The organism is Paenibacillus sp. BIHB 4019 (assembly GCF_002741035.1).
GTDB lineage: Bacteria > Bacillota > Bacilli > Paenibacillales > Paenibacillaceae > Pristimantibacillus.
This window is the reverse complement of record NZ_CP016808.1, coordinates 5,941,539-5,955,342: the sequence shown is the minus strand read 5'-3', so window position 1 is coordinate 5,955,342 and position 13,804 is coordinate 5,941,539. Positions and strand designations below refer to the sequence as shown.

Here is a 13,804-nt window from a genome sequence, read left to right as displayed (position 1 = left end):
GGGAGGCTGCTAAACGATGAACACCGTTCTGCTGATTGAAGATAACGAGATGAATCGCGATATGTTATCCCGGCGGCTGGAGCGCAAAGGGTATCGCATCATAACGGCTGAAGATGGCAGGCAAGGGGTAGATCTCGCTGAAGAAATGCTTCCGGATTTAATATTGATGGATTTGAGCTTGCCGGTGCTTGATGGATGGGAGGCAACCCGCCTTCTCAAAAGCTCAGCTCATACAAAGCATATTCCCGTTATCGCCTTGACCGCTCATGCGATGACGGACGATGAGGAAAAGGCCTATCAGGCGGGCTGTGACGATTTTGATACGAAACCGGTTGTGCTTGAGCGGCTGCTAGAGAAGATGAAGGCTGCTTTGGAGAAAGAAAGAGCGTAAGCAGACATTTCACGAATACAGAATGGAGAAGAATGATGGAGGACATTTCACGCGCAAAAATATTAATCGTGGACGACCAGGAGCTCAACATTACGCTTTTAGAACGGATTCTGGTCCGCTCAGGGTTTACTCATATATATAGTATAATGGATCCTCTCCAGATTCAGCAAAAGCTAGTGGAAATTGAGCCGGACATCATCCTATTGGACATGCATATGCCGGGCATGGATGGACTGCAAGTATTGACGCTCATTCGTGAGCAGCTCTCGGCCGACAGTTATTTGCCCGTTTTGATGCTTACCGCTGATGTCACCCCTGAAGTGAAGAGGCGCTGCTTGGAGGCGGGAGTGAATGACTTTTTGACTAAACCGTATGACCGGACCGAGGTCATTTTGCGAATTAATAATTTGCTTAAAACCCGGCAGCTGCACAATCAGATCCAACAGCATAAAAATACGTTGGAAATGAGAGTGTTGGAGCGGACGGAGGAGCTGCAAAAGGCTAAGCTGGAAATTTTGCTGCTGCTTGGGCGCGCGGCAGAATATCGGGATGATATGACGGGCAGGCATACGCTGCGGGTCGGTAGGCTTGCGGAGCTTATTGCCAGCCGTTTGGGGCTTTCGGAAGAGGCCGCTGATCGTATTCGCAAAGCAGCGCCGCTGCATGATATTGGAAAAATCGGTATTCCCGATGAGATTTTGCTGAAGCCCGGGCGTTTTGAGCCTCATGAATTTGAGCAGATGAAGGCTCATACGATTATTGGGTCCAGCATTTTGGAAGGCAGCACCTTTTCCATCTTGAAGCTGGCGGGGATTATCGCGAAATCCCATCACGAAAAATGGGATGGTTCCGGCTATCCGCTTGGTTTGAAAGGGGAAGAAATACCTCTGGAAGCACGAATCGTGGCGCTTGCCGATTTTTATGATGCGCTCACCCATGAGCGTCCCTATAAGACAGCCTGGACGATTCAGGAGACGATTGAAGAAGTGAAAAGGCAAAGCGGCATGCATTTTGATCCGCAAATTGCTGCCGTTCTAATTGAATTATTTAATGAAGGCATTTTATCTTCACTCGAAGATGAGGTTTTTGTATAGGTTTGCAGGGACAAGCTGACTCCGATTCCAAATCGAAGGCAGCTTGCTTAGGCCATTTTTTTGCATGAAACGAATGAAGCAGCATCAAACGGTATTTTTTATTTAAAAAGCTGGATAGGCAATCGAGTCAAGCTTTGTCCGGCAGCACTAGGGACAAGGTTGTCTTCCAAAATAAAGGTTGTATCGGGCGCAATTTTGGAAAATGTTTTTAAAAAGGCAGTAAGAACAAGAGCGGCTTCCAGCCTCGCTAGAGGTGCTCCTAGACAAAAGTGGGCGCCATAGCCAAATGCGAGCTGCTTATTGTTATTTTCCCGGTGAATATTCAATGTAAAAGGATCTTCAAACATGCTTTCATCCATATTCGCTGCGCTCATCCAAGCCACGATGGTATCCCCTTTTTTGAGCGGAATCCCTAGCACATCATTATCCTCTTTGACAGTCCGGTCCATTTTGCTAATGTGAAACCGAAACCGGAGCAGCTCTTCAACCGCGTCTGGCACGAGCTCGGGATTATTTCTAAGTTCCTGATACAGCTCGGGCTGGTCGTATAAAAAAGCATAAAAGGAATTAGCCAGCAAATTGCTCGTTGTTTCAATTCCCGCCCCAAGTAAAAACATCGTCGTGCGTACAATCTCATCATCTGTAAAATGCCCGCCATCTACTTCTACTCTAATTAAATCGGAAATAATATCGTCTTCTAAATGGGATCTCTTCGCTACAACGAGCGGATATAGGTATTGATAATATTCGTCGCCGGCCTTCTTCTTCAATTCATTAATCTCATTGAAGTTTTCATGAGTTGCTGGCAAAAACAGCTTGTCCACCCATGCTTTGAATAAGAGGCGGTCCTTGGAAGGGACGCCAAGCAGGTCGGACATGACGACAACTGGCAATACGCTTGTGTAGGCTTCAACGATATCCACCTTTGATTGATCGGCAAATTGGGCCACTAATTCATCGACAGCAGCCTGAATGCGCGGTTCCCATAACCGCAGGCTTCTTGGTGTGAAAGCAGCGGCGAGCAGGGATCTCCGTTTGCGATGCTCTGGCGGATCAACATTGTGAATATCAAGCTGATCGGGAAACGTTTTGACCATTTCTTTATCTTTGTCGTCATTGCTCTGATAACCGACCTGGACGATGCTGCGTGTTCTAACGCTGGAAAAGTTTTTGAAATCGCTAAGCACCGTTTTTACGTAATCGTACTTGAACACATGGTAGGCATTTGATCCTTCATTAAAAATGACCGGGTCTTGATTCAACATGCGGCGATACCAACTATAAGGGCTGAACTCTTCTTCTTTAGACTGAAAGCTCGTAATATCAGCTAAAGAAATGACATGGTTATTCATTGCATATTCCTCCTTTAGTCGCTGCGGTGAAACCTGTCGTACGATAATGATTCATCGCAATAGTAAGGCTGCTGGAATAGAGAGTCATCAGGCCAATTCAAATTACCATTGTTATTTACAAATATACCAGAAATTTATACTCTAATTCAAGTATTCTAGTTTTTGTAATTTTGATAGAGTAGAGGAGGTGTGAAAAATAAAGACGACCGCGAGTAGATGCGGTCGTCTTACCCTGTATGCATTAGCTTAATAAACGTCGCGGGCATATCGTTTCTCTTTGGCCATTTCCTTCGCATATTGCTCCGCTTCAGCCGCCGATTTTCCGCCATGCTGCCTAATGACTTGCTTCAGTGCGGCGTCTACGTCCTTTGCCATTTTGCCGGCATCCCCACATACATAGAAATAGGCGCCCGCCTGAAGCCAGGACCACAATTCAGCGCCGTGCTCAATCATGCGATGCTGTACATATATTTTTTCTGCTTGATCGCGTGAGAAGGCGGTATCCAAACGATGGAGAATGCCGCCTTGCTGCATCGCTTCCAGCTCCTCCTTATAATAAAAGTCGCATGCCGCGCGCTGTTCTCCAAAGATCAGCCAGTTTTTCCCTTTGGCGCCAGTTGCTTGACGCTCCTGCAAAAAACCGCGGAAGGGGCCGATGCCTGTTCCGGGGCCTACCATGATGACGGGTTTATCAGTATCGCTTGGCAGGCGGAAATGGGAGGTTTTCTGAACGAAAATGGATACGCCAGCTGCTTTCTCCGCATGGTCAGCCAGAAAGGTGGAGCATAAGCCGTTTCGCTGCTTGCCATTGAACGGATAACGAACGGTGGATACGGTAATGTGTACTTCATCCGGATTCATTTTTGAACTGGAAGAAATGGAATAGAGCCGCGGCTGCAACGGCTTCAGCAGTTGAACAAGCTCAGCTGCTTGAATCGGGAAAGGGAACTCCTGCAGCAGATCGGCGAGCTGACGTCCCCACAGCCATTGCTTTAATTCATCCTGATTTTCCTTCCTTAAAAGCCGGGATAAAACATCACTATTTGTGCGTTCGCATACGGCTTGCAAAATGCTCGGAGTGATTCGGGCAATATCGTAATGCTTGGCAAGAGCAAGGCTTAATGGGAGCTCTCCAAAATCTTTAACGGACACGATCTCGGTAGGGCTGAGCTTTACAGCTTCCAATACTTCTTCCACAAGTGCCGGAGCATTTGTTGGCCAAACGCCTAAAGCGTCACCGGACTCGTAGTGCAGGCCCGTATTTTTTAAATCAAAAATATAATGGCGGGTATCTTTCTCAGAGCCTTCCTTGCTTAACGGCTTGTTGGCGAGCAAGACGGTTGTAAGCGGCTGGTTCCGATCATAGTGAATCTGTATGGCAGTCTCATGTGCAGAAGAAGACGCTGCGTCGTTCGTTCCCATGTCCTTCTGAGCTTTTTGCAAAGCTGTTTCGAGCGATGTGATCCATGCAGATACCTGCTCTTGAAAATCAGTATCGCAATCTGTTCGCTGCATTAGGCGCTTGGCCCCTAAACGCTCGAATCGGGCATCCAAATGTTGTCCAAACCCGCAAAATAAATCATAGCTGGAATCGCCAAAGCCGAGTACAGCGAATCTCACTCCAGGCAGCTTAGGTGCATCGTCAGCTTGAAGCGAGTGCCAGAAGCCGGTGCCATTGTCAGGCGGGTCGCCAGCCCCAAATGTACTCGCAATGCATAGCACATACTGTTCATTAGCAAGATTCTTTATATCGTAGTCATCCATGTTTAACAACTGGACATGATGACCCGCTGCCAATAATTGCTTGGCGCAAGCTTGAGCGGCTTCCTCGGCATTTCCGGTTTGAGATGCCCATACAATCGTAATTCGCAAAGCTTCTGCGTCTTTCGTGTGGGCAAAAGGTACAGGCGGTTCTAGCGTCGCTTGCCCGGTACTTGCCGCAGCGCTCAAGGCTGCGCCGGATTCCGGCAAGTAAGTGCGGGAGAACATGCCTGCGAGCAGCCCATCGAGAAATAGCTTTTTGGAGGCTTCCAGCGGCGCAGATGGAGGAAGAACAGGGATGCCAGGCGCGCTCTGGAGCTCGCTCGTTTTTAGGCTGGCAATAAAACCGGTCACATACGTTTTTTCATGGTTTTCCAGCGTCATAACAGATGTTGATTCAATGCCAAGCATACTGGCGAGAGTATCGACTTTAGACATATAAATCTCCTCCTCATAATCGTTGCTCACACTACGGAATGTCGAGTGGGAGGCTGTCATTTCCTCATCAGAATGAATAATCGGCTTAGCCTCTGCGGAAGCGGCGACGCGAATAAGAGACACTGCGCAAAATTTAAATTCAGGTTGAAAGGAGATCGGATCAATAGCATCGTTGGTCACAGCATTAATAGCCAGATTTTTGCCGAAAATATCGTTCCAATGAAACGGGGCAAAGCAATTGCCGGGACGAACCCGATCGGTTACGACAGCAGGTAAAATAGCAACCCCCCGCTTAGAGCGAATCTCGACTTGATTATCTGCTGTAATGCCAAGAGTGGCCGCGTCCTCTGGATGGATTTCCACGAAGGGACCAGGGTTCAGTTTATTCAGCTTGGCTATTTTACCGGTTTTCGTCATCGTGTGCCATTGATGCTGAACGCGTCCCGTGTTCAAAATAAAGGGGAATTCCATATCAGGAAGCTCAGCCGGAGGCAAAAAGGGGCGGGCGAGAAAAATGCCTTTGCCGCTTTCGGTCGGAAATACAAGTCTCGGCAGGCTGCCATCTTCCTTGAGCTTCAACGTTTGGCTGATTCCATTGTTGATATAGCGGATAGGATTGCGATCCGCTTCGCTTTCAGGAGCGCACGGCCATTGCAGCGGTGTGCTGCGTAGCCGCTCATAGGATGCGCCGCGAATATCATAGCCGGTCTTGGGATTCCAGGCCTGTTGAATTTCTTGATAAACCTCCTCGGAGCTGCTATATGAAAAAGCGTCGGCAAAGCCCATTTCACATGCTACACGAGCGATGATCTGCCAATCGGGCAGCACCTCGCCGGGCGGCTTTACCGCCTTCTGCATCAAAGTCAAATTACGCTCGGAGTTGATCATCACGCCTTCAGCCTCCGACCATAACGCACCGGGCAGCATAATATCCGCATAGGCATTCGTTTCCGTTTCAAGGAAAGCATCCTGCGTAATGACAAGCTCGGCTTTCTCTAAACCGGCAATGACGTTTCTTCGATTGGGAACCGTCACTACGGGATTCGTGCAAATAATCCAGCATGCCTTAATTTGACCAGCCTGCATTTGCTCAAACATCGAGACGGTTCCTGTACCTACCTCGGTTGTAAGGGTTCCTGATGGCAGCTTCCATAGGCTCTCGATAAAATCACGTTCTTTTTCTACGAGGACGGAACGCTGGCCGGGCAAGCCGGGTCCCATATAGCCCATCTCGCGACCGCCCATTGCATTGGGCTGACCGGTGAGGGAGAAGGGGCCGCTGCCTGGACGACATATTTTGCCGGTAGCCAAATGCAAATTGCAAATCGCATTCGTGTGCCAAGTGCCGTGTGTGCTTTGATTGAGGCCCATCGTCCAGCAGCTCATCCAATTCGGCGATTCGCCGATCCAAGCCGCGGCCTTGCGAATATGCGCCTCCGGGATGCCCGTTATTTCAGCTACTTTATCCGGAGGGTAATCGTCCAAAAACGCAATCATCGGTTGCCAGCCGGAAGTGAAGTCAGCAATAAATGCTTCGTCAATATCATTATTTTTCACAAGTAGATGCAAAAGTCCGTTTAGCAGAGCCAGATCGGTTCCCGGTTTTATTTGCATATATAAGGATGCTTTATCGGCCGTAACATTGCGGCGTGGGTCAACGACAATAAGCCTTGCACCCGCTTTTATTCGATCCATCATCCGCAGAAACAAAATAGGGTGGCAGTCAGCCATATTTGCGCCAATGACGAAAAAAAGATCGCTTTGGTCAAAATCCTGATAGGAGCCTGGCGGGCCATCTGCTCCAAGAGACAGCTTATAACCGCTGCCGGCGCTTGCCATACAGAGCCTGGAATTGGATTCAATATTGTTCGTGCCCACGAAGCCTTTGGCGAGCTTATTAATTAAATACTGCGACTCCAGTGACATTTGGCCGGATACATAAAAGGAAAGGGCATTTGGCCCATGCTCGTCAAGTATGGAGCGCAGTTGTGCTGCTGTTTTGCTTATCGCTTCGCCGATGGCTAATTTATGCGGCTCGCCCTTGCGCGAGAGGCGTTCATAAGCGTATTCCATTCGTCCTGACTCCGAAACCGCTTCGCCGCACGTGTTGCCTTTCGTGCACAATCGCCCAAAATTGGTAGGATGCTCTTTGTCTCCCGTTACTTTAATGACACGATTTTCCGATACCTCAAGGATGATGCCGCATCCAACACCGCAATAAGGGCAGACGCTTTTTATTTTTTCAGTAGGCAAGCAGGTTCACCACCAGCGTTAGAAGTTAATAGGAATGTAATAAAGAAGTGAGTTTTGGTTTTCAAACTTAACGGATTATAACTAGATATGCTCAATATATATCGCACTACGATCTAAGTCAATGAGTTTGTGTTATGTTATGTAACATGAAAACGTTTTTATTTTCATTTTAATTTGTCTGACTCCGAATCGGGTGAGGAAACTTAACTTTATCAGGATATGATTTTCACTTCATCGTTGTGATTGAATGAATGACAGCTATGGGATAGACTAGAAGAAAAGCAGGAGCCCTTATATGACCAATAACCGTTTGTCCAAGCAGGTATATGAAGAATTGGCTTTATTTCGATATCGCATTCGCAAGTTTATTCGGTTTAGTGAAGAGGCAGCGAGAAGCAAAGGTTTAACTCCCCAATACCATCAACTTATGTTAGCTATCATGGGATTTCCAGAGAGGGACTATGCGACGCCGAAAGAACTGGCCGAGCGTTTGCAAATTACGCCGCATGCCTGCCTGGAGCTCATTAAGCGCTGTGAAGATTTAGAGCTCGTAAGCCGGTTCCCGAATCCTGAGGATAAAAGAAGCATTTTTATAAAGGTGACCGAGCGTGGCATGGGTTTGTTGGAAGCATTGTCAGAAATTCACGCTGAGGAGCTTAAGAGGGCGGGATTGCTTGAAATACAAAGTAATGGTGGAGGATATTTGGGCGATTAATCGAGTGGAAGATTAGAAACAAAGCCAAATTCGGTATATTTGATCTTTAAAGTGCGGGTTTAATAAGTTTAATTCGTTTGTTTGGTTTAATATTTATATTGATTGTAAAGTATAGTAAAATGAATGGGAGGTGAACAGCATGTCAAAAACAAGTGAAGAGCTGGCTCAAGAGATTGAAGTGTTCACAACAAGTGTTACTTTAGTTGAAGAAGAACTTGAAACGTTACGAAAAGCCGCTGCGATTATTCGAATCAGGAAGGCGCAAGATTATATTCAAGCTCGAAATGTGCTAGCCGTCCCGTTAGAGCATCAAGAGAAGAATAGCAAATATGTCAGTGCCGATGAAGTCGCCGAGATGTTCGGAATTAGTGTCCAAGGTGTTTACAAATGGATCAAGCTTGGGAAGATAGATACAGAGAAGCTTGAGACACCTGGAAGCAGCAAAAATTTAATTGTGCGCTCTCAATTTGCTGTGCCCAAATATCAAAAACAAATTGAAGCAGTACGTCGAACTAAAGAAGCGCTTAGTAAAGTAAAACCGGCCGAGAAAGCCGAGGATCTTTATCCTATCAGTGATGAAGATGCGGACATGGAGGAACTTGATGTCAAATAAACAGAAGGTTATTTGTGACACGAATATTTATATCTATGCTTCATGGGGATATCAACCTGCTGTTCAATTTATTAACGAACTTCGCTTTGATGATGATATAGAGCTTTTAATGCCTACAATTGTCCAAGTAGAACTATTGTCCATTCCCAGAACACAAAAAGATTTATCGTATAAGGATGTTATTGAAGAATATATTGAATACCCAAAGTCTGAGGGTTTGATGGTTCATATTAATGATAATATTGCTAAAAATGCAGCTGATATTCGTATTTTGTGGTTCGAGTCAGAAGGCAAAAAGCTTCCATCGCCTGACGCTATTATTGCAGCCACAAGCATTGATTTAGATGCACAGCTTTATAGTAAGAACGATAAAGATTTTGTATACGCCGCCCAACATTTTGGACTGAAATTTGAAAATCCAATTAATCGCATTGATTTAGAAAAATTCATGAAAGAAAACGAACTTGCTCATGAGGAAAGCGACATTATGGACACGGCTATGCGAGTACTTGCCAAAATGGACGAAGAGTCGCTGCGGGAGTTATCTTATAAATCCATAGGGCTTTTAAATGATCAGGCAAAAAAGGAACAAATTAAATTTGCAAGAGGACTCAAAAAGAGAAGGAGCGAAAGTTAACTTTCAATTCTTCTCTTTTTATTTTATTTACAAAGCCTTAATGCACAAGCTCAATAAATCGGCTAGCTGTACTCGACAGTGGCAAATTCCGCATTTTCATTATGCCGACATGGGAGGGAGGCAGCTGCACATCCAATTGAATTTCGAAGAGTGAGCCTTCCTCCAGCTCCTTCGATACAAATTCCCGCGTTACGTACGAAATGCCGAGTCCTCTCCGGGCAAATTCGATCAGCAGATCGACGCTGCCGACCTCGATTTCAGGCTTCAGCATATAACCGAAGCTTTGAAAAAGCTCTGTAATGGCCATTCGCGCCCGGCTATTGCGTGAGAAAAGAATGACGGGATGCTGCAACAATTGGTCCAGCGTCAAAACTTCATTTTTCAGCTTCGCGTAGCGCTCCCCTGCAACAAAACAATCCTTCAGTTGAATGCTTTCACGAACTTCCAGCTGGGAATCGACAATCGGCATGCGAACGACACCAAGATCGATTTTGCCTTCCTTCAGGAAAGAAATGACTTCCGGCGTCGTGCCGTGATTAAGATGAAGCCTAATTTCGGGATACATATAATGAAAGTTTTCCAAATACGGCAGCAAATAATGCTTGAACAGCGAATCGCTGCCGCCAATACGCAGCTCGCCGCTCTCTAGATTTTTCAGTGCAGCCATTTTCTCCTCTGCAAGGGTTATCAATATTTGCGACTGCTCGATGTAGGAATATAAAATCGTACCTTCCTGCGTTAGCGCTACCCCTTTGGAATTTCGATAAAACAAAGTGATGCCGAAGCTGTTTTCCAGCTGCTTAATGGCGTGGCTGACGCTCGGTTGCGTGAGGTACAGCGCATTAGCCGCTTTCGTTAAGCTGCCTGTTTTAGCGGCCCAATAAAAAACCTTATATAATTCGTAATTATTGATCATAGATGTCATCTATACCTCCTCTTAAATATATTAATTACTTGTATGGCTCTTAAACGTATTATAGTGTAACTAAGAAAAAGAAACCATAGCTAACGAATTGGAAGGAGAACGGAAGATGGAGCCAACCACTTTTGTGTTGTTTGGAGCGACAGGGGATTTAGCGAAAAGAAAAATCTACCCCGCTTTGTATAATTTGTTCATCGAGCAGAAGCTGCCGCAAGCATTCTCCTTGATTGGCCTTGGACGAAGAGAGCTGACGCATGAAACCTTTCAGGCAAATGTCGAGCAATCTCTCCGTGATTTTTCCAGACGGGAAATAAAGGACGAGGCGAGCGTGAAAGCTTTTTTACAAGCTTTCCGTTACCAAGTTCTGAACATAGACCATAAGGAAGATTACCAGAAGCTGCTTCACATGATTGAACAGCGGGAGGAAGCTTTAAATCTTGCCCCGAATCGCCTGTTTTATTTATCGGTTGGGCCTGAATTTTTCGAAACGATCGCCTCCAACATTCAGGCAAGCGGGCTTGGCTCTGCGCAGGGCTGGAAGCGCCTCGTCATTGAGAAGCCTTTCGGCCATGATTTGCAATCTGCACGCGATCTGAATGAAAGCCTTAGCCGGTCTTTTGAGGAGAAAGAAGTTTTTCGGATCGATCATTATCTGGGCAAGCCGATGGTGCAGCGTCTTGAGGCTTTGCAGCAGACGAACCCGGTCATTCAGGCGCTGTGGAACAATCATTACATTGCCAATGTGCAAATTACAGCGAATGAAACGGTCGGCGTAGAGGAAAGAGCCGGTTATTACGATCATGTCGGCGCGCTAAGAGACATGTTCCAAAACCATTTGCTGCAATTGCTTATGATGACGGCGATCCAGCTGCCGCAGAAGAGCGATCCGGAAAAGGTTCGTTCTAAGAAGAAACAGGTGATGGAAGCTCTTGAACCGCTGCAAAAGAAAGATGTTGCCCTCAGCATCGTTCGCGGACAATACAGCGCTGGCAGCATTCAGGGCAAGCCGGTTGTCGGCTATAAGTCTGAGCCGGGGATTGCTGAAACTTCGATGAATGACACCTTTATTGCAGCTAAATTGCAAATTGATGATTTCTTTTGGCGGGGCGTTCCTTTCTACATTCGTACCGGCAAAAGAATGAAGGAAAAATCGACACGAATCGTCATTGAATTTAAAGAGCCGTTAAAACAAGCTCCTTCCGTAAACGAAGAAGGAGTGGCTCCGAATCTGCTCGTCATTGAAATGAGCCCTAATGAAAGCATTACGCTTCAGCTCAATTCCAAGGATTCGCAGCAAAATGGTGAATTCAAGCCGATTCAAATCGATTTTCACCCGAACAAGGAAGAACTTCCAGAAGCTTATGAAAATTTGATTCACGACGCTTTGAACGGCAACCCTACGTTTTTTGCGCATTGGGATGAAGTTGAAATGTCGTGGGCCTGGGTTCAGCCTATTTTGGAAGCTTTCGCAGAAAATCAGGTTCCTCTTCATCATTATGCGGCCGGTACTTATGGGCCAGCGGAATCCGATGCTTTGCTAGCGCAGGATGGCTACCACTGGTGGTTCGATTCCAAGCTGGAACAACAATCTGAAACAGAGAAAGGACAACAATATGCCTATCACACAAACCATTGATCAGTTAGCGATTGACACGATTCGTACTTTATCGATTGACGCCATTAACAGCGCCAATTCCGGTCATCCGGGCCTTCCTATGGGCGCAGCGCCAATGGCCTACACGTTATGGTCCAAATTTTTAAGCCACAATCCCGGTCATGCCAAATGGTTCAACCGCGACCGTTTCGTGCTTTCGGCGGGCCATGGTTCAGCGCTGCTTTACAGCCTGCTGCACTTATCCGGCTATGAAGTGTCGCTCGACGATTTGAAGCAATTCCGCAAGCTGAACAGCAAGACGCCAGGCCATCCTGAGTTTGGACATACGGATGGAGTAGATGCGACGACTGGCCCTCTAGGCCAAGGGGTTGCAATGGCTGTCGGCATGGCAATGGCAGAGGCGCATCTGGCTGCAAAATTCAATCAGGATGGTTTCCCAATCATCGACCATTATACGTATGCGCTAGTTGGCGACGGCTGTTTAATGGAAGGGATTTCCTATGAGGCTATGTCGATGGCTGGCCATATGAAGCTGGACAAATTGATCGTGCTCTATGATTCAAACGATATTTCCCTCGACGGAGAATTAAACCTTTCTTTTGGGGAGAATATTCAAAAAAGAGCGGAATCTGCGAATTGGCAATATCTCCGCGTGGAAGATGGCAATGACATTTCGGCCATCGCTGAGGCAATTGCAGCTGCCAAGCAAAACGATTCACAGCCAACGCTTATTGAAATTCGGACGATTATCGGTTACGGAAGCAAAGTAGCGGGCACGAATAAAGCGCATGGCAATCCGCTTGGCAAGGAAGAAGCAATCGCAACGAAAGCCGCTTATGGCTGGCAGTACGAAGAAGAGTTCACCGTTCCGGCTGAGGTCAAAGCGCATTACGAGCAGTTGAAGCTTGCGGGTGCAGCTAAAGAGGCGGAATGGAACAAACAGCTTGCTTCCTACACCGCACAATATCCGGCGCAAGGCAAGGAACTGGCTCAAGTCATCGATGGTTCCGTAACGATTGATGCGGCTGACATTTTGACCTTCGATGCCTCCAAAACACTTTCAACTCGCGTAGCGAGCGGCGAAGCCATCAATCATTATGTGAAGACCGTTCCTTCCATCTTCGGAGGCAGTGCAGATCTATCGCATTCCACGATGACGGACATTAAAGGCGAAGAGACGTTCGCGGTTAAATCGTATGCAGGACGCAATATTTATTTCGGCGTTCGCGAGCATGCGATGGGCGCGGCGGGCAATGGCATGGCGCTGCATGGCGGCGTAAAACCATTTGTGAGCACCTTCTTCGTATTCAGCGATTATTTGCGCCCGTCGATTCGTCTGGCTGCCTTGCAGAAGCTGCCTGTGACGTATGTATTCACGCATGATTCCATCGCAGTCGGCGAAGATGGTCCTACACATGAGCCAGTTGAGCATTTGGCTGCGCTTCGCACCATTCCAGGGCTCACTGTCATTCGTCCAACGGATGCCAATGAAACGGCAAGTGCTTGGGCTTATGCTTTGCAGCAAAATGATGGTCCGGTAGCGCTCGTGCTGAGCAGACAAAATCTGCCGATCTATGAAGCGACGAAAGCTAACGTTGCAGAAGTAGCTAAAGGCGCTTATGTGCTGACAGAAACGAACGATAAGCCAGACGTCATTTTGATCGCTACAGGTTCCGAGGTGTCGCTTGCTGTAAGTGCTAAAACCGAGCTGGAGAACGATAACGTATCCGTTCGCGTCGTAGCTATGCCGAGCAGAGAGCTGTTTGAGCGTCAGCCAGCAGCTTACAAGCAAAGCATTCTCCCTGATGCCGTTTCGAACCGTATCGCCATTGAAGCGGGCATTTCGCTTGGCTGGGAGCGTTATGCAGGACCAAGCGGCAAAGTGTTGTCCATTGATACTTTTGGCGCATCCGGCCCAGGCAATCAAGTGATGGAGTACTTTGGCTTCTCAACGGAAAATGTCGTTAGCCTGGCAAAAGAATTATTGAAATAATTGAAATGCAAGGCAATCAA

Annotated in this window: 10 protein-coding genes; 7 read left to right on the top strand and 3 right to left on the bottom strand. The window is 47.0% G+C overall.

Features of this window, described 5'->3' with window-relative positions:
• Positions 1-16 precede the first annotated feature (16 nt).
• Positions 17-391 carry a response regulator gene (locus BBD42_RS25740; RefSeq protein WP_099520488.1) on the top strand — a complete coding sequence of 125 codons (375 nt, stop codon included), beginning with the start codon at positions 17-19 and terminating at the stop codon, positions 389-391.
• Between the two features lie 32 nt (positions 392-423).
• On the top strand, positions 424-1,485 hold the full coding sequence (locus tag BBD42_RS25735; RefSeq protein ID WP_172455631.1) for an HD domain-containing phosphohydrolase: 1,062 nt from the start codon (positions 424-426) through the stop codon (positions 1,483-1,485).
• A 98-nt stretch (positions 1,486-1,583) separates the two neighbouring features.
• Here the strand turns inward: BBD42_RS25735 and BBD42_RS25730 are convergent, their stop codons facing one another.
• The gene (locus tag BBD42_RS25730; RefSeq protein WP_099520486.1) at positions 1,584-2,837 is read right to left on the bottom strand and encodes a cytochrome P450; all 1,254 of its coding nucleotides are present in this window, start codon (positions 2,835-2,837) and stop codon (positions 1,584-1,586) included.
• A 246-nt stretch (positions 2,838-3,083) separates the two neighbouring features.
• The gene (locus BBD42_RS25725; protein WP_099520485.1) at positions 3,084-7,289 is read right to left on the bottom strand and encodes a sulfite reductase subunit alpha; all 4,206 of its coding nucleotides are present in this window, start codon (positions 7,287-7,289) and stop codon (positions 3,084-3,086) included.
• A gap of 295 nt (positions 7,290-7,584) precedes the next feature.
• On the opposite strand from BBD42_RS25725, the gene BBD42_RS25720 reads away from it, so the two are divergent.
• From BBD42_RS25720 to BBD42_RS25710, 3 genes are all read left to right on the top strand, one after another.
• On the top strand, positions 7,585-8,004 hold the full coding sequence (locus tag BBD42_RS25720; RefSeq protein WP_099520484.1) for a MarR family winged helix-turn-helix transcriptional regulator: 420 nt from the start codon (positions 7,585-7,587) through the stop codon (positions 8,002-8,004).
• Between the two features lie 139 nt (positions 8,005-8,143).
• On the top strand, positions 8,144-8,617 hold the full coding sequence (locus tag BBD42_RS25715) for a helix-turn-helix domain-containing protein (protein WP_099520483.1): 474 nt from the start codon (positions 8,144-8,146) through the stop codon (positions 8,615-8,617).
• Positions 8,607-9,254, top strand: coding sequence for a type II toxin-antitoxin system VapC family toxin (locus tag BBD42_RS25710; protein ID WP_172455630.1), 648 nt, complete (start codon positions 8,607-8,609; stop codon positions 9,252-9,254). Before BBD42_RS25715 ends, BBD42_RS25710 begins: the two co-directional genes overlap by 11 nt.
• 37 nt (positions 9,255-9,291) lie before the next feature.
• Here BBD42_RS25710 and BBD42_RS25705 read toward each other — a convergent pair whose 3' ends face one another.
• Entirely contained in the window at positions 9,292-10,170 is an 879-nt protein-coding gene (locus tag BBD42_RS25705; RefSeq protein ID WP_056035684.1) for a LysR family transcriptional regulator, read from the bottom strand.
• Between the two features lie 115 nt (positions 10,171-10,285).
• Here BBD42_RS25705 and zwf point away from each other — a divergent pair, with 115 nt between their 5' ends.
• Positions 10,286-11,812, top strand: coding sequence for a glucose-6-phosphate dehydrogenase (gene zwf / locus BBD42_RS25700; RefSeq protein WP_099520481.1), 1,527 nt, complete (start codon positions 10,286-10,288; stop codon positions 11,810-11,812).
• A complete protein-coding gene (gene tkt, locus BBD42_RS25695) occupies positions 11,796-13,784 on the top strand; it encodes a transketolase (protein ID WP_099521809.1) in 1,989 nt (662 codons plus the stop codon). The genes zwf and tkt overlap by 17 nt, the downstream gene beginning before the upstream one ends.
• Positions 13,785-13,804: the final 20 nt, after the last annotated feature.

Excerpts from the sequence above, each read along its gene's own strand:
- BBD42_RS25740 (WP_099520488.1), top strand. The coding sequence starts at position 17 with ATGAACACCGTTCTGCTGATTGAAGATAACGAGATGAATCGCGATATG.
- BBD42_RS25735 (WP_172455631.1), top strand. The coding sequence starts at position 424 with ATGATGGAGGACATTTCACGCGCAAAAATATTAATCGTGGACGACCAG.
- BBD42_RS25730 (WP_099520486.1), bottom strand. The coding sequence starts at position 2,837 with ATGAATAACCATGTCATTTCTTTAGCTGATATTACGAGCTTTCAGTCT.
- BBD42_RS25720 (WP_099520484.1), top strand. The coding sequence starts at position 7,585 with ATGACCAATAACCGTTTGTCCAAGCAGGTATATGAAGAATTGGCTTTA.
- BBD42_RS25715 (WP_099520483.1), top strand. The coding sequence starts at position 8,144 with ATGTCAAAAACAAGTGAAGAGCTGGCTCAAGAGATTGAAGTGTTCACA.
- BBD42_RS25710 (WP_172455630.1), top strand. The coding sequence starts at position 8,607 with ATGTCAAATAAACAGAAGGTTATTTGTGACACGAATATTTATATCTAT.
- BBD42_RS25705 (WP_056035684.1), bottom strand. The coding sequence starts at position 10,170 with ATGATCAATAATTACGAATTATATAAGGTTTTTTATTGGGCCGCTAAA.
- zwf (WP_099520481.1), top strand. The coding sequence starts at position 10,286 with ATGGAGCCAACCACTTTTGTGTTGTTTGGAGCGACAGGGGATTTAGCG.